Source organism: Halalkalibacter sp. AB-rgal2, assembly GCF_041821005.1.
Lineage (GTDB): Bacteria > Bacillota > Bacilli > Bacillales > Bacillaceae_D > Halalkalibacter.
This window is the reverse complement of sequence record NZ_JBGUAV010000032.1, coordinates 17,768-41,670: the sequence shown is the minus strand read 5'-3', so window position 1 is coordinate 41,670 and position 23,903 is coordinate 17,768. Positions and strand designations below refer to the sequence as shown.

Annotated in this window: 25 protein-coding genes; 22 read left to right on the top strand and 3 right to left on the bottom strand. The window is 37.1% G+C overall.

Translation table 11 applies throughout. The annotated features are described in order from the left end of the window. Positions 1 to 24 precede the first annotated feature (24 nt). Together ACERJO_RS18745 and ACERJO_RS18740 are read left to right on the top strand one after the other, a co-directional pair. The gene (locus ACERJO_RS18745) at positions 25 to 405 is read left to right on the top strand and encodes a Na-translocating system protein MpsC family protein (RefSeq protein WP_373648497.1); all 381 of its coding nucleotides are present in this window, start codon (positions 25 to 27) and stop codon (positions 403 to 405) included. A gap of 1 nt (position 406) precedes the next feature. Then, complete coding sequence (locus ACERJO_RS18740; protein ID WP_373648496.1) at positions 407 to 937, top strand: carbonic anhydrase; 531 nt, start codon at positions 407 to 409, stop codon at positions 935 to 937. 364 nt (positions 938 to 1,301) lie between these two features. On the opposite strand, the gene ACERJO_RS18735 is transcribed toward ACERJO_RS18740, so the two are convergent. Beyond that, positions 1,302 to 2,693, bottom strand: coding sequence for a family 4 glycosyl hydrolase (locus ACERJO_RS18735; protein ID WP_373648495.1), 1,392 nt, complete (start codon positions 2,691 to 2,693; stop codon positions 1,302 to 1,304). Between the two features lie 163 nt (positions 2,694 to 2,856). Between ACERJO_RS18735 and ACERJO_RS18730 the strand changes: the two genes are divergently transcribed. The 13 genes from ACERJO_RS18730 to ACERJO_RS18670 all read left to right on the top strand — a co-directional run bounded on the left by ACERJO_RS18730 (position 2,857) and on the right by ACERJO_RS18670 (position 16,026). Then, positions 2,857 to 3,693: an AraC family transcriptional regulator gene (locus ACERJO_RS18730; protein ID WP_373648494.1), complete on the top strand. Its 837-nt coding sequence runs from the start codon at positions 2,857 to 2,859 to the stop codon at positions 3,691 to 3,693. Positions 3,694 to 3,733: 40 nt separating this feature from the next. Beyond that, on the top strand, positions 3,734 to 3,880 hold the full coding sequence (locus ACERJO_RS18725) for a hypothetical protein (RefSeq protein ID WP_373648493.1): 147 nt from the start codon (positions 3,734 to 3,736) through the stop codon (positions 3,878 to 3,880). Between the two features lie 190 nt (positions 3,881 to 4,070). Further along, complete coding sequence (locus ACERJO_RS18720) at positions 4,071 to 5,012, top strand: family 43 glycosylhydrolase (RefSeq protein WP_373648492.1); 942 nt, start codon at positions 4,071 to 4,073, stop codon at positions 5,010 to 5,012. 178 nt (positions 5,013 to 5,190) lie between these two features. Next, on the top strand, positions 5,191 to 6,924 hold the full coding sequence (locus ACERJO_RS18715; RefSeq protein ID WP_373648491.1) for a sensor histidine kinase: 1,734 nt from the start codon (positions 5,191 to 5,193) through the stop codon (positions 6,922 to 6,924). Further along, on the top strand, positions 6,921 to 8,291 hold the full coding sequence (locus ACERJO_RS18710) for a response regulator transcription factor (RefSeq protein WP_373648490.1): 1,371 nt from the start codon (positions 6,921 to 6,923) through the stop codon (positions 8,289 to 8,291). The genes ACERJO_RS18715 and ACERJO_RS18710 overlap by 4 nt, the downstream gene beginning before the upstream one ends. A gap of 396 nt (positions 8,292 to 8,687) precedes the next feature. Continuing rightward, on the top strand, positions 8,688 to 10,388 hold the full coding sequence (locus ACERJO_RS18705) for an extracellular solute-binding protein (RefSeq protein WP_373648489.1): 1,701 nt from the start codon (positions 8,688 to 8,690) through the stop codon (positions 10,386 to 10,388). A gap of 73 nt (positions 10,389 to 10,461) precedes the next feature. Continuing rightward, entirely contained in the window at positions 10,462 to 11,352 is an 891-nt protein-coding gene (locus tag ACERJO_RS18700; protein ID WP_373648488.1) for an ABC transporter permease, read from the top strand. Between the two features lie 13 nt (positions 11,353 to 11,365). After that, positions 11,366 to 12,256 (top strand): carbohydrate ABC transporter permease, encoded by an 891-nt coding sequence (locus ACERJO_RS18695; protein ID WP_247106807.1) that lies wholly within the window; start codon positions 11,366 to 11,368, stop codon positions 12,254 to 12,256. A gap of 11 nt (positions 12,257 to 12,267) precedes the next feature. Then, on the top strand, positions 12,268 to 12,897 hold the full coding sequence (locus ACERJO_RS18690; protein WP_373648487.1) for a YesL family protein: 630 nt from the start codon (positions 12,268 to 12,270) through the stop codon (positions 12,895 to 12,897). A gap of 451 nt (positions 12,898 to 13,348) precedes the next feature. Then, complete coding sequence (locus ACERJO_RS18685) at positions 13,349 to 13,672, top strand: pyrophosphohydrolase domain-containing protein (protein ID WP_373648486.1); 324 nt, start codon at positions 13,349 to 13,351, stop codon at positions 13,670 to 13,672. 25 nt (positions 13,673 to 13,697) lie between these two features. After that, positions 13,698 to 14,687, top strand: coding sequence for an HNH endonuclease domain-containing protein (locus ACERJO_RS18680; RefSeq protein WP_373648485.1), 990 nt, complete (start codon positions 13,698 to 13,700; stop codon positions 14,685 to 14,687). Positions 14,688 to 14,769: 82 nt separating this feature from the next. Further along, complete coding sequence (locus tag ACERJO_RS18675) at positions 14,770 to 15,234, top strand: UPF0158 family protein (RefSeq protein ID WP_373648484.1); 465 nt, start codon at positions 14,770 to 14,772, stop codon at positions 15,232 to 15,234. 36 nt (positions 15,235 to 15,270) lie between these two features. Further along, on the top strand, positions 15,271 to 16,026 hold the full coding sequence (locus tag ACERJO_RS18670; RefSeq protein WP_373648483.1) for an alpha/beta fold hydrolase: 756 nt from the start codon (positions 15,271 to 15,273) through the stop codon (positions 16,024 to 16,026). Here ACERJO_RS18670 and ACERJO_RS18665 read toward each other — a convergent pair. Together ACERJO_RS18665 and ACERJO_RS18660 are read right to left on the bottom strand one after the other, a co-directional pair. Further along, positions 16,023 to 16,418 (bottom strand): (deoxy)nucleoside triphosphate pyrophosphohydrolase, encoded by a 396-nt coding sequence (locus ACERJO_RS18665; RefSeq protein ID WP_373648481.1) that lies wholly within the window; start codon positions 16,416 to 16,418, stop codon positions 16,023 to 16,025. The two genes, ACERJO_RS18670 and ACERJO_RS18665, sit on opposite strands and share 4 nt — an antisense overlap. Before the next feature lie 209 nt (positions 16,419 to 16,627). After that, the gene (locus ACERJO_RS18660; RefSeq protein WP_247106800.1) at positions 16,628 to 17,107 is read right to left on the bottom strand and encodes a DinB family protein; all 480 of its coding nucleotides are present in this window, start codon (positions 17,105 to 17,107) and stop codon (positions 16,628 to 16,630) included. Between the two features lie 423 nt (positions 17,108 to 17,530). Here ACERJO_RS18660 and ACERJO_RS18655 point away from each other — a divergent pair, with 423 nt between their 5' ends. The 7 genes from ACERJO_RS18655 to ACERJO_RS18625 all read left to right on the top strand — a co-directional run bounded on the left by ACERJO_RS18655 (position 17,531) and on the right by ACERJO_RS18625 (position 23,884). Further along, entirely contained in the window at positions 17,531 to 18,163 is a 633-nt protein-coding gene (locus ACERJO_RS18655; protein WP_308446102.1) for a glycoside hydrolase family 11 protein, read from the top strand. A 477-nt stretch (positions 18,164 to 18,640) separates the two neighbouring features. Then, the gene (locus ACERJO_RS18650; protein ID WP_373648480.1) at positions 18,641 to 19,516 is read left to right on the top strand and encodes a formylglycine-generating enzyme family protein; all 876 of its coding nucleotides are present in this window, start codon (positions 18,641 to 18,643) and stop codon (positions 19,514 to 19,516) included. Between the two features lie 444 nt (positions 19,517 to 19,960). Next, positions 19,961 to 20,146 (top strand): hypothetical protein, encoded by a 186-nt coding sequence (locus ACERJO_RS18645; protein ID WP_373648479.1) that lies wholly within the window; start codon positions 19,961 to 19,963, stop codon positions 20,144 to 20,146. 29 nt (positions 20,147 to 20,175) lie between these two features. Continuing rightward, positions 20,176 to 20,526, top strand: coding sequence for a Na-translocating system protein MpsC family protein (locus tag ACERJO_RS18640; protein ID WP_373648478.1), 351 nt, complete (start codon positions 20,176 to 20,178; stop codon positions 20,524 to 20,526). Between the two features lie 392 nt (positions 20,527 to 20,918). After that, positions 20,919 to 22,589: a dihydroxy-acid dehydratase gene (gene ilvD / locus ACERJO_RS18635; protein WP_373648477.1), complete on the top strand. Its 1,671-nt coding sequence runs from the start codon at positions 20,919 to 20,921 to the stop codon at positions 22,587 to 22,589. A 183-nt stretch (positions 22,590 to 22,772) separates the two neighbouring features. Then, on the top strand, positions 22,773 to 23,063 hold the full coding sequence (locus tag ACERJO_RS18630) for a DUF6407 family protein (RefSeq protein WP_373648476.1): 291 nt from the start codon (positions 22,773 to 22,775) through the stop codon (positions 23,061 to 23,063). 632 nt (positions 23,064 to 23,695) lie between these two features. Continuing rightward, complete coding sequence (locus tag ACERJO_RS18625) at positions 23,696 to 23,884, top strand: hypothetical protein (RefSeq protein WP_373648475.1); 189 nt, start codon at positions 23,696 to 23,698, stop codon at positions 23,882 to 23,884. Positions 23,885 to 23,903: the final 19 nt, after the last annotated feature.

Below are 23,903 nucleotides of genomic sequence, written 5' to 3'. Positions count from 1 at the left end.
ATAAATGTTTAAAAGGAGGATTATATGAATAAATCGAAAGGCACGTTTGAATCTGAAATCAGTAAAGCTGTAACAAAATGGGAGAAGGAGTATCTTGGGCGTGGTCCGATCTCTGTGAAATCAGATATTTTACGCGATATGATAATCGTCACATTAAATGGAATATTAACCCCAGCTGAGTATAAATTGTGTAAGGATAAAGAAGGAATAACAACAATCAAAAGAACTCGAACTGAATTAGTGGAATCAGGAGTAGAAGAGCTAAAGGAAGTTATTTTTACGATAACAGGGAAAAAAGTCGTTAGTTTTCATACTGATCTAAGCACACGTACGGGCGAACGGATGATGGTCTTTAAATTATCAAATGAGTTTGATGAAAAAGGGAACCATGGAAGGAGTGAATGAAATGAGTGTAGATAAAATTAACAAAAAATCGTTATGTTTAATTGACATTGATCCTGAATTGGAGACCCTCCTAGAAGATGTAGTTAACGTTCAGCCGGAAAATATGTTAACTTTACAAAGCTACGGTCCCGAAATCTCTCATCCTTATGGTGATATAATGAGATCGATCATCATTGCAGTTTATCAAGAGAATGTTGAAGAGATTTTTGTAGTAGGAATAAAAGACAAGGAAACTGATCCAGTCGATCTAGAAAGCCTACTTTATTCTGAGAGTAAAGGCATGAAGGATAAAGTAGAAAGGTTGGACTATCTTTTTCAAAATTGTCGACCTGAATTTTCAGGTGGCAAGGTAATAGATTGGTTAGAAGGAAAAAAGAATATAACCGAAAGTATTGAGAAGAGTGTGGAAATTATTCGAAATCATCCTTTCATACCAGCTTATGTGAAAGTTCGTGGTTTAATCATGGATAATAGGAGTGGAGAGTTTTCTATTATTGATGGGGTTACAAGAGAACCCTTATTAAAATCTTAACGAATTGAAATAGATCCTTTGGTAAGAGAAGGTGAATGGCAATCTACTCTATAGCTTTGGAATGGGTGACCAAAAGGATCCTTATTCCGCTAAATGCGAGAAATGTGGTTCATGATGCATAAGGCGGTTCCTCATTCCGTTATTTTGATAAAGTCGGAAGGAAAAGGAGGGGACATGGGGAAATAGCGGAATGAGGATCCTACAACAGCCTCAATAAAGGCTTTATGACGCAAATAGAGGAATGACGATTACATAAGAGAACGACAGGCTTCACGGGTGGCGTCTGCTTCGCTTGTTACATGTCCCACTTTTAGGAAATTAGGACATCGGACGACACAGCTCGACGAAGCCTACCGTGTATTTCTTAATCCGAAGTATCATACCAATGCTGAGGAATGATGTCCTTTTCTAATTGCAACAGCTCATGAATGATCTGATCAGCATCAGCAATTGAATGAACTAATGGATCTGTTAACATCGCTCTTCGCAATTTCTCGTAACTGCCTTCTAAAACAGCTTCAACGGTTATTTCATGAGTATCTAAGACGACCTCCTGCATCCCTCTAATTCCGCGAGGCATTTCCCCTACAGGTAAAGGCTTCACCCCATCCATTGTCACTTCACATAACAGTTCTAAAAAGGCATCATCACTCATATTCGTAACAGCACCTTTGTTCCATGTATTAATGTAAAATGGCTTATTTAATCCACCTACCATATTCTCAATAATATCTGTAGCATGGTCGGGGCCGAATAGCGTCATATATTCTTCAATCGGAGATTCACCATTTAGAAAACGATCCACCTGTTCCCACATTTCCTCATGCCGCTTATATCGATCATCGGTTTCCCAAATTGAAAGTGGTGGAATGTCTTCTTTTAATTTCCCGAGTCCTTGCCAGTACGGTACATATTCTTTTGTATGGGCTGTACATGTTGGAACACTTCCGAATATGTCATATAATTGAAAGCTAATTTTATCATTAAATAACGCTTTTGCACCTGTATCTCCGCCTACCGTTTCTGTTTCGGCTGAGCGTTTTAGCGATTGTGCAATAATAGGAAGAACATTTTCCCCTTTGTACTCCGCCTTGATCAACCAAGTGAAATGATTGACGCCGGCAATACGTATATCAAACTGACGGTCAACATCTGCTGTATACTCTTTTGCATCGTTTATGATCCCTGCTCGTTGTGCATATAATATTTTCTTATGTGGCATATGATGTGAATCGCACAAAGCAAAGCTTTTCAAATTTGGGGCATATCGTTTCAATGCCATTCCATGTACGGTGGATGGGTTAATATAATTGATCACCCACGCATTTGGACAAAGCGCCTCTATGTCCTTTGCACATTCCATAATATTCGGCAACTCACGCATCGCTCGGAAAATTCCACCAGGACCAATCGTATCGCCTGAACACATTCTAATACCAAATTTCTCAGAAATCGTACAATCCATTCCTCTATATTTCACTGTATCAACAGCAAAGCTAAGGACGACAAAGTCAGCATTCTTAAGGACCTTCGTCCGATCAGTGGAGCCTTCAATCTTCAACTCTACGTTATTTGCTTCTACAACCATCTTAGCGAGTTTAACTAGCTTGTTTAACCGCTCTTCATTCGTATCAACTAATGCTAACGTACCTTTATTCAAGTGTTCTGAATGGACCATCTGCCAAATAGCTTGACGTCCAAAGAATAAACTTCCTGCACCTAACACGACTACCTTCGGATATGTAGCGATTGTCATCCCCTCCAAATGTTATTTGTTCCAATTATAAAACAATGACTAGAAATAAAAATGTACGCAGGTAAGTATAAGATGTCATTTAGTACGATTATTTCGTTTCATTAGTTCCTATTGTTATAATTAAGGGAAACGACTATGTCTAAAAGTATGAGGTAGATAAATTATGGATAACGTAATCCTTTTTAACGAGCTTGCCGAGCATGCGATGCTACGTATATATGGTAGTCATGAAATAGCCCACCCTAGCCAATGGGTTGAAAGTAAAAACCATATTGACTATGACCTATGGTACATTCAAAAAGGGCAAGTAGAGATTCACATTAATGAGGAGGTTTATAAGGCGTCAGTAGGTGATCTCGTTCTATTCAGCCCAATGGTTGCCTATACTGCAACAACAGTAGATGGACCTTGTCAGTTTATTTTTACCCATTTTGATTTCATATTAGGAGATCGCCTTGATTTCTTAAACCACTTTCAATTGTCAGGTGTGATCAAACATGGACTTGTGAAAGAGGAAGTTGAACTATTTCTTGAAACATATAACCAATACAAACAGAACGCCCCGATGTCAGGAATCCGCTTAAAAGGATGTCTAACGATTCTGATTGCTAAGATAATCGAAAAGTACGGAACAGGCGATTATCGAGGAACATTTACAAGCCTATCACCTTCTCATAATCAAACGGGGCATTTGGACCACTTAAAACCCGTCTTTAATTATGTAAATGAGCATTTGCATACAACACTGCGTATTAAGGATTTAGCTACTCTTGCAGGAATGTCAGAGAAGTATTTTATCCACTATTTTAAACAAGCACTTGGTATGACGCCAGGGAGGTATATGTATCAGCTGAAAATGAACCGAGCTCGCGAGCTGTTATTTAGTAAACATTACACGATTCAACAAATTGCCAACAAGCTCGGATACCCAGACCCTTATAGCTTTTCAAAAGCATTTAAGAAGCATTATAAAGTACCGCCTTCTCAGTTTTTTAGGTAGTTTGATAAGGTATCTCATCTACGGGGAATAGGAATGATTCATGATTGGATTGACCTTACTCTTACCAGTAGGAGTCGTTGATATTTATTTTCGTAATCACCGATTTGCGGAGAAGCCAAACGTGTTTGAGAATGGGTCTTTTTATCATATTCAGAACCGAATCTTAAAAAGGTCGATGCTTCATTAATTTTTTGAGCAATACCACCATTTTATAAATGAAATACGTTGCTATCTATTATATAATGAAGTGTATATATATAAATATATTAATAAAAATATTAACTTAATATATTTGTAAGCGTTGCATTTTTTTTTTTTTTGAAAGGGCTTTATTCTGATTCAACAATTAAGAGCTGACGAAGGGAAGGAGAAATAGGATGTTTAACACGGAATGCTTTAAAGGGATTGATTTTTATAAGAAAAACTGGGAGTTAAAAGGTGCTTTGTGGGCGCATGATCCGGTTATTAGTAAAGAAGGTGACAAGTGGTATGTCTTTCATACTGGTAGGGGGATTGGGGTGAAATCCTCAGATGATGGTATCGTTTGGAAGCAGGAAAAGCCAGTCTTTTCATCGTTGCCTGAATGGAGCAAAGAATATGTGCCGGAAAAGACAGAGGAGAGTATTTGGGCACCTGACATTTCCTATTATAACGGCGTATATTATATGTATTATTCGGTTTCGACGTTTGGAAAAAATACATCCACAATTGGCTTAGTGACGAACACAACGTTAAATCGCGAGCATCGAGACTTTGAATGGAAGGATCAAGGCTATGTGATTCACTCATCAGCTGACGATCCGTACAATGCGATTGATGCGAATTTAATTGTAGATGAACAGGGACAGCCTTGGTTAAACTTTGGATCATTTTGGGGAGGGATGCAGCTAATTCCATTAGATCCCAAAACAATGAAGCCAGCTACTGACGCCGAACGGATCGTTATCTCCACAAGAAAGCTTGAACCGAATACGATTGAGGCGCCGTTCATTGTCCATCGCGACGGGTACTATTATCAATTTGTCTCGTTTGATTTTTGCTGTCGCGGGGTAGATAGCACATACAATATCGTCGTTGGAAGATCAAAGGATGTTATTGGACCTTATGTAGATCAAGAGGGAAAGTCGATGATGGAAGGTGGAGGAACATTGGTAGACGCAGGTGATGAGCGTTGGATTGGCCCTGGCCATTGTGCGGTTTATTTTTCAGGGGATTCTAGTATTCTTGTCAATCACGCCTATGATGCGAAGAATAAAGGAAAGCCGACCTTACAAATAAGACCGTTGTATTGGGGAGAGGATGGTTGGCCACACATATAAATGTAAAAATGACTACGTAACGAATGGGGTTACGTAGTTTTTTTGTGAGTCAAGGGAAGATGAATAGTTCTTTAGTATGATAGTTACTATCTCAAAATGTTTTAATATATGCTATTATAATGTAAGAAAGCGTTTACTTTTTAGTATTGTCATTACATTTCGTGGAGTGAATGGATGTATGAAAGCTTTTCGTCGATTTCGAACCTTTTTTGTAGCAATGAGCTTGAAAAGTAGAATTTCAATTCTTTTAGGCACAGGTACCTTTTTGTTGCTAACTTTTACAATTTTATTCTCATATTTCTCGATGTCCTCTATTTTAACTAGTAAGCTACACTCCACTTTCAATAGTAATGTGCAGCAAATTAGATTATCGATAGAAAATAAAATAGATGATCTAAATTATGTCGCTCAGCAAATTGTATTCTCTGATAACATTACGTATAACTTTTATGACTATTTACATCTTCCTCAATCATACGAGCGTGTCACACTGTATGACGAAATAAAAAGTGAATTGAATTTAGTCACATTTAGTAATCCGAGTATTGGTCTGGTTTTCATTTATATAGAGGGAGATGATGATTATTTTTTTAATAACTATGGTGTAAAAGACCCATTTGTCATTGATAGCGATACAATTATAAGTGAAGGTTCTAGTATGTATATGTTTGGCCCGCATGTGAGTATGGAACGGTATAAAGATTCGTATGTTCTGTCGACAATTAGAGAGCTTAACATGGGGATTGATCGAAATGTCTATGTTTATTTAGAATCAAACCTCGATCTAACGAATGATTTATTAGCAATAGATCACGTTATGAATGATGCCGAATATATGATTTTAGATGATTCTGATCAAATCATTTATAGCGATAGTGACTTGTTTCCGAAAAATCAATACTTTAATCGTGAACATAGTACTTATGGTAAGAAAAACGGCTACTATTGGTTTCAAGAGCAAACGGATGAAGGCTGGAGTATTATTGCACTTATACCTATATCAGAATATAACCAAGAAATGAATCAATGGGTTCTTTTAATGATTTACATTATGATCTTATTTGTCGTGATCAGTTTTCTTGTATCTTTAATCCTATGGAAGACGATTTATAAACCAATCAATGAATTTAGAAGAGAAATTAAGCTTGTGGGAAATAATAATTTTCATACTGATATCGTTGATACGAAAATACCAGAGTTTTCAGATCTTGTCACACGATTTAGAGCGATGCGAACGAAAATTGCAGAATTGATCAAAGAGATTGAAAAAAAAGAAAGAAAAAGAGCTGATTTAGAAGTAGAAAAATTGAAGCACCAAATTAGTCCTCACTTTTTAATGAATACGTTAGACACCGCAAAATGGTTAGCCATTTCTGGAGAAAGAAAAGAATTAACGCACTTGTTGACGTCTCTAAATAAATTGTTATATTACAATATGGGCAAATTAGGAATTTTATCGACGCTAGAAGATGAGTTAGATTCAATGGAGCAATATTTGAAGCTTCAACAAATTCGTTATGATTTTTCTTATGAAACTAATATTCAGGTTTCAAGTGGAGTACTCCGTACAGTCATTCCAAGATTCATTTTGCAGCCGATCGTTGAAAATTCAATCTACCATGGGCTAGTTGATGAAGGGACTATTCGTATTAACGTAAATCGTAAAGATAGTAGAATTATCATTGAAATTACAGATGATGGTAGAGGTATGGAGAAAGAGAAAATGAAAGAGATTCTTTATAAAGAAACTCACAAACAAACGAAGAGTGGGATGGGAATTGGTTTAAACTATGTAAAAAGGGTTATGGATAGAACCTATGGCGAATATGGCATGCTTGAGATTCAAAGTACTTTAGGCAAGGGAACTACCATTCGATTGTCAATACCATTCATTAAGGGGGAAAACCCATGATAAATGTACTGATTGTGGAAGATGACAAGTTAGTTCGCAGTAGCCTTATTTCGACCTTTAATTGGGAAAAATATGATATGCACATTGTTAATGATGCAAAAAATGGTGAAAAAGCATTAGAAGTATTAGAACAAGAATCAGTAGATTTAATCATTACAGATTTAGCTATGCCCATTATGTCTGGAATAGAACTAATAAGAGTCGTAACAAAAAAATATCCGCGTATTGCTATTGTCGTTTTATCATTACATCGAGATTTTGAATATATTCAAGAGGCTATGAGATTAGGGGCAATTGATTATATAGCAAAAGTTGAGTTAGATGAAGAAAATATGGATGAGAGTCTAAATCGAATTAGAAACCGAATTAAAAGCAAGAGTCATACTTCTAAATACTATGTTGAAGAAAGTATTGACAATGGATATGTATTGCTTACTGATCATGCATTTGATTGTCATAATATTTTAAAAGGTGTACTAGACTCTCAACATATGAATGTAGCTAATGAAAACTGTTTGATCATAAAGACTAATCGTTTTTCGGTTGAGTTGTTAGTGGACACTTTAATAAAATACCATCAAAATATCGGTCCATTATTATGCATCACCTCAAATGGAAACAAAGATAAGATCGAAATAAACAAATTAATAGACCATTATGAACAACTAATCTTTTATGAATTAGAATCAGATTATAAAGTAGCAATAAAAAATATAGACCAAATCCTTTTACCTGAAAGAATTTCAAAAGAGCAACTTGGTAAATGGAAAAAGCAAATTCATTCATTAGAATGGATTACGAATGAATTAGAATTAACGAATCTTTTGCAAATGATCAAAAATGCGCGTCTTAATAAGAGCCAATTAGAAGATGTTTTATTATGGACGATTAATAAGTGCACTCGTATGTTTTATGAACAATTATCATTTGAGATTCAGATGCCTGATGAATTTGCTCACTGGAAAGAAGTGGAGAAGTGGTTCTATGAAGTGAAGCAGAAAATATATTTAGAAACCTATTGCTCTCATTATTCACCTGAAGCGAATAAGTGTATTATCCAGGCACTATCTATGATCGAAAATAATATAAATTCACCAATTACTGCGAATGACATATCAGAACAGGTGAATATGAGTAGAAGTTATTTTTCTAAATGCTTTAAAGATATTGTTGGCCAGACCTTCAATGAATATGTTCGATTCGTAAGAATTCACAAAGCAAAGCACTACTTACAAAATACGAATGATAGAATAGGTGTCATTTCAGAAAAAGTTGGCTATATTGATGTGAAGTATTTCAGTAAAATCTTCCGTTTAGAGACAGGTCTTTTGCCTAGCGATTATCGAAAAATAAAACAAGGGTCTTAAATGTCATTTAAACATGCACTTTATACTGTCCATACTGCGAAAGTGGTTATTATTAGGTGAACATATAAACTAAAATAAGTATCAACGACCTTTAACTATTTATTAGTTTAGGTTGGTTGATGCTTTTTAAAATGCACAGAGGATGACTTTCGAAGTGACGTTTACATCGATGTTGTAATCTAAGCGACAGCTACACGTATACATTTGCGGATAAGGTAGACAAATGAATACTATTTGTATGACTAAAGTGTTGTGATAGTTAAAATCTTCCTTATCAAATATAAATGCAACACAAATCTCTCCGTATTTTAAAAACAACCATCCCGTTGTATGCGCTTTCATTTGTGGATATGATGAAGTTGTAAAAAAACTATTGAGAACAAGGGGGAAATAACATTGAAAAAATTAATTTTATTGTCACTGTTCTTATTCGTATTCAGTATGGTTGCTTGTTCTAATGACGATTCTTCTGAAGGACAATCTAGTAATGAGACAGAGAATACTACTTCCTCAGAACCAGGAGATCCGTTTGGTGCGTATGATGAGACGATCACTATCTCAATTGCACAAGAGGTAGACCCAAGTGATACATCATTGCCAGAAGATGATACACCACTTGACAACCAATACACACGTAGCGTGAAAGAGAATCTTAATATTCAAGTGGAGCATGATTTCACTGCTTCGCCATCGAACTATAACCAACGAATTAGTCTTGCGATTGCAAGTAATGATTTACCAGATGCTATGATTGTCGGACCAGTAGAATTACGCCAACTAGTAGAAACAGACCAAATCGCGGAGATGACAGATATTTATGAGAATTATGCTTCTCCAGCTATCAAAAGAATTGTAGACAGTACAGATGGGATTGCTAAAGAAACAGTAACATTCGATGGTCGAATGATGGCTATCCCTAATGTCCAATTACAAGCGGATGGTATCCACTTGTTGTGGATACGTCAAGATTGGCTTGATCACTTAGGGTTAGACGTTCCGCAAACAGTAGAGGAATTAAAAGAAGTGGCAAGGGCCTTTACTGAAGATGATCCGAATGGAACAGGTGCAAATGACACAATTGGCCTTGCAGGTCCAGGAAATAATAATAAATTATATGCTAATTTTTTAGAATCAACGAATAATCTGTATGGTTTTGACGGTGTTTTTGCAGCATTTGGTGCTTATCCAGGCTTTTGGATTGAAGATGATAATGGCGATGTTGCATATGGAGCCACTCAAAATCAAACGAAAGAAGCTTTATCATTTTTACGTGACATGTATGCAGACGGTTTAATTGATCGAGAAATAGGGGTTAGGGAAGATCCAGGTGAATCCGTTATTAGTGGTGAAACGGGGATGTTTTTTGCACCGTGGTGGATGCCATATGGTCCGATAACGGATGCTGTTACAGAAGATCCAAATGCTAACTGGCAAGCATACACAACTCCATTGAATGCGGATGGAGAATACCGACCAAGTCTGAGCTCACCATCTGCTAACTTTGTCGTTGTAAGAAAAGGTTACGAACACCCAGAAGCTGCCATGAAAATATTAAATAATTTATTAGATAATGAAGCAACCTTTGACCCAAGCTTAGGTGGACCAGGCTATTACCCATTGCGTTTAGTATTTGCACCAGCTGATGAGACAGAATATAGCGTAGAAGCATTAAGAGAAGTACTAAATGGAACGAAAACTCCAGCTGACTTTGAGGATAAACCAGAATATAAACTATTAGTTTCCGATGCGGAATCGATTACAGATGTTAAAACAGAACCCTATGATGATTATAATATTGAGCATTGGGATATAGACTCAGATCGTGGAGCGTGGACAAGAGCTTATGCTCTAATGGTAGGTGGTTCCCCATTAGTAGATAATGAAGTCAATGGCGTTCATAGTTTAGCTTATTCACAAACAGATACGATGGAACAAAGATGGGTGAACCTAAAAGCTATGGAAGATGAGACCTTTTTGAGAATTATTATGGGGAACGCTCCATTAGAAGATTTCGATACATTTGTTGAAGATTGGTTGAACCAAGGTGGTGAACAAATTACGAGTGAAGTAGAAGAAGTTGTAGAATTGACTGAATAATGATGATAAAGGCGTCGGTATATGGTCGACGCCTTTATATTCCATAGATACTCAATGGAAGGAGTATAAACTCATGAGAAATAAAAGCTTTGCAAAAGATTACTATATTATGCTTTTGCCTGGGGTTATATGGATTGTGTTTTTTAGTATTGTTCCTATGTTCGGTATCTTTATTGCCTTTCAAAATTATAATCCTGTACAAGGTGTATTAGGTTCTGAGTTTGTTGGTTTAGACGTATTTCGTTATATGTTCCAATTAAATGATACAATGAGAATTTTTTTTAATACCATTTATATAGCTGTTATGAAAATAATAGGGAACTTGATCGTACCATTAGTATTTGCCTTAATGTTGAATGAAATTCGTTATATGGGATTAAAAAGAACGATACAAACAATTGTCTATCTTCCACATTTTTTATCTTGGGTTATTTTAGGTGGTGTAATGTTAGACATCTTTGCATTTGCGGGTCCAGTTAATCAATTATTATCATTGTTTGGGCAGGAACCGATTCTCTTCTTTGGAAGAGCTGACTTATTTCCATATTTAGTAGTAGGTAGTGACGTCTGGAAAGAGTTTGGGTTTAATACGATTATTTACTTAGCTGCGTTAACCGGCATTAATCCAGCATTGTATGAAGCTGCGGGTATTGATGGTGCGTCAAGATGGAGAAAGTTATGGCATGTAACGTTGCCAGGCATTCGTACGACAGCTGTATTATTGGCTGTACTGAGCTTAGGGAATGTATTAAATGCCGGTTTCGATCAAATCTTCAACCTGTACAATCCATTAGTGTATTCAACGGGTGACATTATTGATACGTGGGTGTATCGTGCTGGTTTACTTAATTTACAATTCGAATTAGCAACAGCTGTTGGACTATTGAAATCGGTCGTTGGATTTTTATTAATTACGATTTCTTATTACTTGGCCTATCGATTTACCAAATATCGAATTTTCTAATGGAGGTGCTGTTATGGTTAAAGGAAATCAATTATCTTCAAAAATAGCGGATGTTATTCTTATTATCATTCTAGTAGCGGTTGCCATAACATGTATACTTCCGTTATGGTATACATTAGCTCTATCATTTAGTTCTAGTTCTGCTGCATCTGCAGGTGCTGTTACTTTATGGCCGGTAGATTTTAACTTCAATTCTTATAAACAACTATTACAAGATGGACAGTTTTTTAAGTCTTTTTGGGTATCGATTCAAAGGGTCATACTTGGAGCGGGATTGAATTTAATTATAGTGCCACTTATGGCGTATCCTCTTTCTAAAACGGTAAAAGATTTCAAAGGTCGAAATCTCATTATGTGGACATTGATATTTACAATGCTATTTAATGGTGGGTTGATTCCATTATATATTACGATCCAATCGTACGGTTTAATGAATAGTATTTGGGCGCTAGTACTTGTTGGAGGAGCTCAAATTATTGTTTTCTATATTATATTAACGATTAACTTTTTTAGGAATTTACCTCCTTCATTGGAGGAAGCAGCATTAGTGGATGGTGCTGGACCGTGGTATATCTTATTCAAAGTATATATGCCCTTATCTGTACCAGTTTTAGCGACGATTTCATTGTTTGGCATTGTCTATCATTGGAATGAGTTTTTATACGGCTTAATTTTTATGACTAGAGAAGAATTTTATCCTTTGCAAACATATATTCAACAATTAGTTGTTTCTGTTGATCCGTCTACGATGACTGAGGATCAATATAAACGTATGAGTGAATTATCGAATCGAACATTAGATGCAGCCAAAATATTTATTGCTATGATTCCAGTGTTAGTGGTTTATCCGTTCTTGCAAAGATATTTCATACATGGTATTACATTAGGGTCTGTAAAAGAGTAGGGGGCCATTATATGGCAATGGAGAGAATTTATTATTTTGCTGATTCTATCATACGATTAGTCTATGTCAATTTACTTGCGATTTTATTCAGTTTATTAGGATTCGTTGTATTCGGTTTTTTTCCTGCAATTGTCGCAACCTTTTTTATCATCAAAAAGTGGTTGACTGGTTTTAGCGACATACACATAACAAAGCATTTTTGGAAAATTTTCAAGAAAGAACTGATACGAAGTAATTTATTAGGTTGGTTATTAACCTTAATTGGTTTATTCCTGTATATTAATATGAGTATTGCGGAAGTCATCGGTCATTCAATCGTTCAATATAGTTATTACCCGATAGTAATCGTTTTCAGTATTCTTATTTGTCTCTGCTTGTTTGTAATGCCAATATATGTTTATTATAGTGTATCGATTTTCGCAACAATTAGGAATGCATTCTTCTTATTATTCGTGCATCCATTAAATACTCTATTTATGCTAGCAGTTACTGTATTATTTTTTCTATTCATTAGAATGATACCAGGTTTCTTTCCGATCATTGGGATTAGCGGATTTGCTATGATTATTATGTGGTTTAGCTTGAGAACATTTGAAAGAGTTGATCATATGCAGAAGGAAGAAAATAAAGTGGTGAATTAGAAGCAAACCTTCAGCTTTGTGAAACGGAATAGAAGTGTCGGCAAAGAGAGATCACTATATGATTCAAAGAGTTCATTCCCTGAATGAGCTCTTTTTATTACGTCTGGCTAAATATAGAGCTGTAAATTCATACAATATCTAACAAATATCACACCTTTTCTGTATAATAGGTATAAAGTTTTAGATTTCTACCGGAATAGAAAGGATGTTTCCATGTCTACGCAGCTGACAAATTGTAAAGTGCATCCGTGAATTCTATTAATTAATATAGAAAATAATCTCTATTTATGTGGTGATAGATCTGATTAATTGGAACTGTTAATATTGGAATGTAAGTTTGAACAACTTCAATGATTATGATCGGTACTTTTCGTTATAGATCATTTTACTATTTGTTTATATAGAAAATGAGCGTTGTACTTTTAAAAAAAACGATGAAAGGATGCCCAAAATGCCAACATACAACAAACTAGTAAGAGACCGAATCCCAGACACAATTGAAAAAAGCAGAAAACGATTCCGGGCAATGACATTAGATGAGTCTACATATGAAAAGGAACTTAAGGTGAAGCTAAAGGAAGAAACGGATGAGCTATTAAAAGCGAAGTTACGAGAAGAGCAAGTCGAAGAAATGGCCGATTTGCTAGAAGTGGTTTATGCACTCGGTAAACTGGAAGGTATTGAACCGGGCGAGATTGAACATGTTAGAAAGAAGAAGCGTACTGAGCGAGGTGGCTTTGAAGAGAGGATTTTTTTAATTGATGTAGAGGAATAAGTCAATTACTAAGGCGTGATATAGAATGAGTCATAAGTTAAAAGTAGGTGAATTACAAGAAACGTATTTAACTGACGAAGATATTTGGCGTACTTTTACCATTATCCTTTCTAATAAATCGGTGAAATCTTCTACGTATAAGTATGCTCTAATCAAATCATTGATAGAGAATCTGTATCAGGTTAATGAGAACTTTGAATTAACCTATGATCAATTGGCTTATTCGTTCACAAAGGTTTATTGGAATTTAATTGTGACTCATCATTTAGAAAAACAAAACCGTGGAAAGAATGCTAGAGTCGTCACAATTATTAAGGAAGCTCAGAGATTGTATGGAGTCCCAAATGAATTTAGTTTCGATAAGATTTCCGAAGAAATTCAAATTAAGATTGTGAGTAAAGTGAAATCGACAATGAAAGAGAATGTATTTGGTGCTCTTTACGGAGATACAAAAGGTACGTTTTATGCTTTTGATCATAAAAAAGAATATTTTAAAATAAACCCTCCTGTGCATGCATTTATGCTAAATTATCAACGACTCATTGTAAATTTAACAAACTACCATCTAGCGGCAATGATTGAGCAGTTAAATGAAGTTCCAAGCATCAATTATCTTCTAGGAAAAGTCGAAAGTATTGCAAGACGTTCGTCGTTAAGACCTTTTGAAAAGTTACTTCTGAATCACTTTGAAGCGCGTTGTTTTTACTGCAACAAAACTCTTTCTGGTCACAAACGAGAAACGCATGTTGATCATTTTATTCCTTGGTCGTTTGTACAATCCGATCATATTTGGAATCTAGTACTTTCCTGTCATACGTGCAACCGTTCAAAAAGTGACAAACTTCCGAAGCGAGAGTTTCTTGAGTTTATGATTGACCGTAATCATGTATTAACGAATAAGCAAGAGGATCAGCAAGTAAGAAGCATGATGATGAATTACAAAGAACGAAAAATGGTGATGCTGTATGAGTATTCGATTAAAAATGGGTATGATACGATTTGGGTTCCGAGGTAGTATTAAGTGTATATATAAGCAAGTGATTATGTAGTTATCGTTCGACCAATGTGTCAGGAAACATATCGAAAGGAGTATCACGATGACTATTAAATTAGAAACAATTATTGATGAAATAGATTCCTCTTTTAGAGAATGGAAAGTATTTGTTTATATGCCTACTAGTGAGATTGTTACTGTGAGTCTTGACGACTTGAGAGTTGTGGAGGATGATGATTCACTAGAGGGACTGTCAGGCTGGCAGCTGGATGCTAGGAAGCAAGCGATACATATTTTGGATCATGAGGAGCAATATATTGAACTTCCGGTTTTAGAGGACTATGAAGAGTATCAAATGATAGAGGACTTCTGTACGGATGTCATTCAACCACTTCATATTCGACAGGACTTTCTCAAAGCCATTAATGGTAAAGGTGCTTTTCGGAGGTTTAAGAATAAGTTGATCAAATATGACCTTGATGAAGAGTGGTATGCATATCGAAAGCAACAGTTACAGAAGATTGCACTTCAATGGGCAGAGAAGAATCAAATAAAGCTCGAATTATAAAATGGATATATTTATGCCAACAAAGGAGGAAACCCCTTGCTCTATAAAGAAACTGGATCGAATGAAGCGCCCCTCCTCGTCCTTATCCACGGTGGTGGTGTGAGTGGCTGGATGTGGGATAAGCAAGTGGAGCATTTCGCCTCTAATTATCATATTATCGTTCCCGATTTACCTGGTCATGGTCGTAGTAAGGAGGAATCCTTTTCAATTGAATCGTCTGCTTTGCAAATGAATGAGCTCATCAAGGAGAAAAAATCTGATAAAGCGGTGATTGTCATCGGTTTTTCGTTAGGAGCTCAAGTGTTAGTGGCAATGTTAAGTAAGGAGCCAGAGTTAATTGATTTTGCGATGATTAATAGTGCGCTCGTTAAACCAATTCCTTTTGCCAATATCCTCATTAAATCAATGGTTCCTGCGTTCCCATTAGTTAGAAATAAAACCTTTTCTACGATTCAAGCTAAATCGATGTACATCGATGAAACCAATCAAGAGAAGTACTATCAAGAAAGCCGGCAAATGAAGAAAGATGTGTTTGTGAGAGTGATGCAAGAGAACATGTCATTTACGATTCCTGACGGCTTTAAGAATGTGACTAGCAACATCTTAGTGACGGTAGGAGAGAAAGAGCGGAAAGTGATGAAAGACTCTATGAAGTCACTCGTTGAAAGCAATCCTTATGCCAAAGGTCACATGATTCCGCAAATCGGTCATGGCTTTTCGCTTGCAAACGCCGTAGCATTTAATGAGATGGTAGAAGAGTGGTTAAATGGTGCGGGGCAATCGAAAGGCTAGTTTTCACCTATCAATTGCTCAACTGCTGGAATGTCTGCTGGCGCCCATTTCAGTGAAGATAGATTTTCTCGTTTTAACCAAATCAATGTAGAATGCTCATTTGGTACAGGTGTTCCACGAATGATCTTCGCCTTAATCGAGATGAGGTTAATTGTAAATGTTTCGTATTCATGTGTGTTGTTATTAAATATAGCGGTCGCTTCGATTTGACATTGTAATTCCTCGTCTATTTCTCTTTTGAGCGCGGTAAAGAGGTCTTCGTCTTTTTCTACTTTTCCACCTGGAAATTCCCACATGTTCGGGAGTGTCATGCTAGCGGACCTGAGGGCGCATAAGATTTCATTTTTTTCGTTTTCGATGATAGCGGCGACAACGGTTATGGTTTTCTTCAAGCTGATTCCTCCTCTCTTTGATTAATACGTTTGGTTCTTGGTTGAATTGGTAGTGAAAACGCATTTGAGAATGATTTCTCAAATGCGTTTTGTTTATGGGTTAGAAAGTTATAAAACGTTGTCTGTTCCTCATAGTACTCGGAGTCGATTCAATGGTGGCGTCGCGTCCTTTTTCAGAAAATCGCCCTCAGTACGACCGTGTGACGTCATTATTGATTCTGTGCTTCTTGTGTAGGTCCCATTATTCCAGGGACAGGTAATCCAGCTTGTCTTAATAAAACCGTCATTTGCCCACGGTGGTGGGTTTGATGGTCGATGAGGAGACGTAATAATGCACCACGTGGAACCTTCCTGCCCATCGCTTCAACTTCCTCCACCATCATTTCATCTGTTAATGTTTCTTCTACTCTCGATTTCACACGCTCACCAACTTGCTTATAAGCATTTAAGATGTCAGCAGCGGACGTCGGAACGTCCTGACTGTCACTAGCGGGAGCAACCGATACACCGACTAAACTAGCAAAGCTTACAGGACTATTTGCTAAATGCCAGCCTAACCAGCCTAAAGAGCTATGTCCTTCTACGATTGATTGAGATAACGTCTCATCTGTCATTGCTTCAAGCACTTGGTTTGTCCCTGCAGTAGCGGCAGACCAATCTTGGATAAAATCTTCAACTGTACGATACATGATAATTCACTCCTTTTTAATCAAGTATACATGATAGGCTTTTTCCACTCAAAGCTTAGCATCTGGAACGATTGAATTTAATTTCTCAATCACCTTCAAAGCCTGTGATAGAGGACATTGAAGAAGACGATGAACAATATCACGATTGAGATAAGCACATTAAATAGATGATGAATAATGTCCAGAGCAAAGAAATGGGAACGATGCTCCTGTATCTAGTAGAAAGAATATTTAGAATGAGAGGGTAAATCTATAGTTTTTAAAATGTAATGTATGCGTTTACATTCTATAATTTACAAATAGAGGAGGTGGTTGTAAGATGCTTCAAATAAATGACACGTCATAAATTATGAATAAGCGGACATCATTTTGGAAGTAGTATGTAGGTAAGTAGTGCTATAAAAATAGTAGGAGGGTAAATGTATAATGAAAATGAATAAGAAAACCTTAACTGTATTTATTGTAGCAATATTGAGTCTGTGTATGATCGCATCTCCCGTAAGTGCGAACACGTATTGGCAAAATTGGACCGATGGTGGTGGAACGGTAAATGCTACTAATGGGCCTGGTGGTAACTATAGTGTGAATTGGACAAATACGGGTAACTTTGTCGTTGGTAAAGGTTGGGAAATAGGCTCTCACAATCGGGTTATCAATTATAACGCTGGTGTGTGGCAGCCGTCCGGTAATGCATATTTAACGCTTTATGGATGGACGAGAAACTCTTTGATCGAGTATTACGTTGTGGACAGCTGGGGAACTTATCGCCCTACTGGTACACACCGCGGTACGGTTTTCAGTGATGGAGCGACATATGATCTCTATACAACGATGCGATATAACGCGCCTTCGATTGACGGAACACAAACGTTCCAACAGTTCTGGAGCGTGAGACAGTCGAAGAGACCGACGGGGAACAACGCTAGTATTACATTTAACAACCACTTTAACGCTTGGAATAATGCAGGAATGAACCTTGGAAGTAATTGGTCTTACCAAGTGTTAGCAACAGAGGGCTATCAAAGTAGTGGAAGCTCAAATGTAACGGTGTGGTAATTGATGTGTAAGCAGTAAAACTGGCGGGAACAGATTCATAACAGAAAGATAGCTTTTGGTCGTCGAATGCTATGGCAAATAGGTTCAACAGCCAGCCGTTTCACTTCACCAAAAGATACTTACCTATTTACTACTTCATTCTATCTTGCGACAAGGGGGATGATCTTTAACAATCATTGGGTTGCAAGCATTCTGAATAATGACTAACTTTATTAATATCGATACTAAATTAGATGATCTCTTTCCTTATCCGTCAGTTTGGTGTGATTCGCTTCGCAAGACGAATGGTGAGATTCGACGATAGTAGAGGTGAGTTATAGGTCATTGTGGCGTGCGTGGCCTATAGCTTGCCCTATTCGTTTAGAAAAGGTGTAAGAAGGCATTCAAGTAAAGGCGCTGAAAAAGTTTCATTTTCAACTTTTTCGGTGCCTTATTTAAACAAGGGTGTAATCCATTGTTAATAAAGGAGATTTATGAATGAGAAAGCTACTTATGTTCCTGATCTTTTTTGCGATGATCGTTGCTTCTAGTGCTTGTTCGCAAGAGGAGTCTGCTACCAAAGAAAGCCTAGGGCAGGATGATCGTTTTGTATTCGTTGAAGGTGGCTCTTTTGTGAATGAGGACTCCAATTTCTATAGTGAAGGTGTCATCATAGAAGACTTTTATATCGGCAAGTATGAGGTAACTCAGGCAGAATGGATTGAGGTTATGGGAGGTAATCCCTCTTATTTTGAAGGGGAGAACTTACCTGTAGAAATGGTTAGCTGGTATGACGCGATCGAGTACTGTAATGCAAGAAGTATGGATGAAGGGTTAGTGCCTTATTACAACATTGACAAGGAAAATAAAGATCCGAACAATGAGAGTGAACATGATCCTATCAAATGGACGGTGACGATTAATGAGGGGGCGAATGGATACCGATTGCCGACAGAAGCAGAATGGGAATATGCCGCAAGTGGAGGTCAGTCGAGTGACGGTTACACATACAGTGGAAGTGATGAAGTCGATGAGGTAGCTTGGTATTGGCGAAACGCCGGAGACCAATATTTAACAGGAGACTGGAACTGGCCGATTATTGAAAATAACCATACTAGAACACATGATGCCGGAAGCAAAGATCCTAATGAGTTAGGACTATTCGATATGTCAGGTAACGTAAGGGAATGGTGCTGGGATTGGTATGGAGACGACGTGAATCATGAAAGCGATAGTGGTTCTTATCGAGTAGTCAGAGGTGGCGGTTGGATCGGTGATGTGAGCAGTAGCGAAATATCGTTTCGCGGTCAGTTCGAGGCGAGTGGAAGTGGTCCGGACCAAGGCTTTCGTGTCGTGCGCGACCCAATTGAATAAGGAAGTGGTTAGACAGATTAAGGATATAATATTACCTAAGGGCAACGGTGAAAGTTTGGCTTGCTTGACAATTTTTTTTTGATGAGGTATATATTTAAATGAACTTAATAAGCGATAGATGTTTATTTGGACTTTCTACTATTAGGAACTTTAGCATCCTTTTGATAGATAATATCGAAATGGATGGAAAAGTTTCCTAGAGGTATAAAGAATGAAAAAGTAACGTAAATCGGTCTATTTCATCATTTAGCGATTAGAAATATACTGATATATTTTTGAAGGAAAAAGATAAACATGTATGTATTATAACCTTTATAAAGGTAGCTCTTCAAAAAACTTTTGAAGTTAGTTGAAGGGAAGCCGACAATTTTCAAGATTCATTGATGTTCACCCATCATTGAAGGCTTGAAATTGTCGGCTTTTTTATTGGGGAGATGACTACGCATGAACCATTCGCAATGGAATTGTTTAAATGATTATGTTGGAATAGGAGTAAGGTTAAAGTTAGCTACAGAGGCTGCTTCAATCTCCTTTACGTTTGTTAAGGGGATGGCCGGATTTGATTGGCCACTATCAATTAAGAAGAGGATTGGCAGAACTGATATTTGTTATAATTCGTGTCATAATTGAATGTATAAACTTTTTTAAGGGAGGACTATATGAATAAAACAAAAGGAACGTTTGAAGCTGAAATAAGTAAAGCTGTAACAAAATGGGAGAAGGAGTATCTTGGACGTGGCCCGATCTCTGTGAAATCAGATATTGTACGCGATATGATTATCGTCACATTAAATGGAATATTAACACCGGCTGAGTATAAATTATGCAAGGATAAAGAAGGAATCACCACAATCAAAAGAACTCGATCTGAATTAGTGGAATCAGGTGTAGAAGAGCTAAAGGAAGCGGTTTTTAATATAACAGGAAAAGAAATCGTTAGTTTTCATACTGATCTAAGCACACGTACTGGTGAACGGATGATGGTCTTTAAATTAGCGAATGAGTTCTAATGAAAAATTGTTAGCTAAAGAAGGAGTGATTTAAATGTATTTACGTAAAAACAAAAGGTTGACATTGAATTTGAATGGGAGACTACCCTTCTAAAAAGGGATGAACATTCAATTTTGAAGATATCATGAGGTCGATCATTAATGCTGTATACTAGGAGAATGATGAGGAGATATTTGTAGTAAGAACAAAAGGCAAAGGCTTTCGTGGATTACCTTGTGAAAAAACAAATGGCAAAAGAAGTACTTGGGTGCCCTTGTTGCGATTTCAGAAAAGAAGAGCCGCGTCAGGATGGTGTGACAGCGTCATCTCCCACTTATTGTGATTGGTGTAATCCTTAATTGAGTGTACAATGAAGGAAAGATTATTTAAAAATATGAGGAGGTATAGTCTAATGAATAACTATAAATCAAAAGTTCGTAGTTCTGTTTTCAATGATATCAACCGTGCCCCAAATCGCGCCATGATAAGGGCAATGGGAATTACAGATGAAGACTTTAAGAAGCCATTTGTGGGAATTGCAAGTACTTGGAGTGAGGTTACTCCTTGTAATATGCATATTGACGAGTTAGCAAGAAAAGCAAAAGAAGGGGCTTTAGAGGATGGGGGAACTCCTTTCATATTTAATACGATTACAGTTTCAGATGGTATCTCCATGGGTACCGATGGGATGCGTTTTTCTTTACCGAGTCGAGAAGTAATCGCGGATTCCATTGAAACCGTTGTTAGCGCTCAGAATTACGACGGCGTCGTAGCAATTGGTGGGTGCGATAAGAATATGCCAGGATGTATGATTGCAATAGGGAGATTGAATTTACCTGCTGTTTTTGTTTATGGTGGAACTATTCGACCGGGACATGTAGATGGCAAGGACATTGATATTGTTTCTGCCTTTGAAGCAGTAGGAAAATACAATAATGGAGATATTGACCGTAAGGAACTTCACGAAATTGAATGCCATGCATGTCCGGGAGCTGGATCGTGTGGTGGCATGTATACTGCTAATACAATGGCTGCGGCAATCGAAGCTTTGGGGATGAGTCTACCTGGAAGTTCATCGAACCCAGCTGAGACAGAAGAAAAATTAGAAGACTGTATAAAAGCGGGCAAAGCGGTTATACATTTGATGAATAAAGGAATTACTCCTAAGGATATTATAACGAAGAAAGCCTTTGAAAATGCTATTACTGTTGTAATGGCGCTTGGAGGGTCCACCAATGCAGTTCTTCATTTATTAGCATTAGCTCATACTGTGAATGTTGATCTTAGCTTAGATGATTTTGAACGTATCCGTAAAAAAGTTCCTCATATAGCGGATTTGAAACCAAGTGGTCGTTATGTAATGGAGGATTTGTTTAAAATTGGGGGAGTACCTGCTGTAATGAAGCTCCTTCTTGATGAAGGATTCCTTCATGGCGATTGCTTGACAGTAACCGGTAGCACAATAGAGCAGAATCTATCAGAAATTCAACATTTAAAAAATGGACAAGACATTATTTCCTTTGAAAATCCAAAACGTTCAACAGGTCCATTAGTCATCTTAAAGGGGAACTTGGCTCCTGAAGGTGCATTAGCCAAAATGTCTGGATTGAAAATTAAAAAAATTACAGGGCCAGCAAGGGTTTTTGATTCAGAAACAGAGGCAACAAATGCCGTTTTAAATAATGAGATTAATTCGGGCGATGTGATCGTTATACGGTATGTTGGACCAAAAGGTGGTCCTGGAATGGCTGAGATGTTATCGATTACAGCAATTGTAGTCGGTAAAGGTCTTGGAGAAAAAGTAGGGTTAATTACAGATGGACGTTTCTCTGGAGGGACACATGGATTAGTAGTAGGTCATATCTCCCCTGAAGCACAAGTTGGTGGCCCAATTGCATTAATTAAAGAAGGAGATTTGCTAACTATTGATAGTGAAACGCAAGAACTTGTTGCTCATGTTTCTCAAGAAGAGTTTAATGAAAGAGTAAAGGATTGGAGTCCTCCAGAACAAAATTTAAGGGGGATCCTAGGTAAGTATGCTCGATCCGTTTCATCTGCTTCAAAGGGGGCAATAACGGATTAATGATTTCCAATCATAGGTGATAGCAGGCTTACGTTTTGAATAAAAAGGAGGGGGACGTCAAAAAAGTTCCTCTTCTTTTTTATATATTTTATACAAATTCAACGATTCTTACATACGTGAGGAACAAAAAATCCAGTAGACTTTACAAGAGAATTAGTGACTTATATTAAAGGAGAAGATTTAATGGGTTTGAATATAGCTGACTTCGTAAATAGAACATTAGGTGAAATAAATAAGAAAGATTGTCGAAATTTGGAATGTATTAAAAATCTGATTCAAAAAGCAATTGACTTTTACAATTTGAAATCTTATGAGGAAGTGGAAACAAACCATTTAGGTACCATTAGATGTCTACATATACACTCTATTGTGGAAGAAAATATTTTATCAAAAATTGTAGAGGTCGCAATAAACCGTGAAAAGGATTTAAATATCGAAGCTGTATATGAAGGGCATGTTGTTAGAGAGTATTAAATTGTAAGTGTCGAATAGTCTGCGATACCGTTGTCTATTTTGAGAAGCTTGATACGAGTGAATCCATTGCTAATGAAACTAAGGAACTGAAAAGTCGATTGGTACTTTTTCAGTGGTCTCATAAAGAGGAGGGGACAGATTTATTTAAGGGAATTGTATATATTTAACTGTTAATAAAGTAATGAGTGGCAATGACAAAGCCACCGGGCATCGAACCGATGTCAGCAATTGAACTCGAAAAGTAGAACCTAATGTAATCCTCATTCCGCTAAAAGCTGAAAATAGACGCTCTACAGAATATAGTGTAATCTACGTTCCGCTAATCGAGTAAAAAGAGCTCGAAACGAAGAAGAGAAGCTGACATAGAGGAATAAGGAACCGTTCCGACGAGAAAAAGAGAATTCAGAGGAAATAGCGGAACGAGGAACCGCTATTCCTCAATCATGTTGGATACTCTGTCACGTAGTCAGCTCCTTCTATGTAAGCATCCGTTCGCAAGGTTGTGAGTCAGGAGTCCTCCGCACAATCCCTTGTACTAACTACAACGCAGTATAGAGAAAAGCGGAAGCATCTGTAATAAGTGGAGACATATGCTACAATGTATAAAAAGGTAAAATAAGGAGGTTTTTCATATGGAATGGGTCATCGGTATTGCTTTGGGAGTATTGACCATTATATGGTTAGCGATGGAGTTCGCTACATATGAGGATAATGGCGAAGGTTTTCGTTCCTATTTTCTTGGGTTCAAAAAATATGTAGTTGTTGCTACGTTATTATTCGCTAAAGGGGGAATACTCTATTACGGATTTTTAATGAAGTAGATAAAAGGGTTGGTGACAG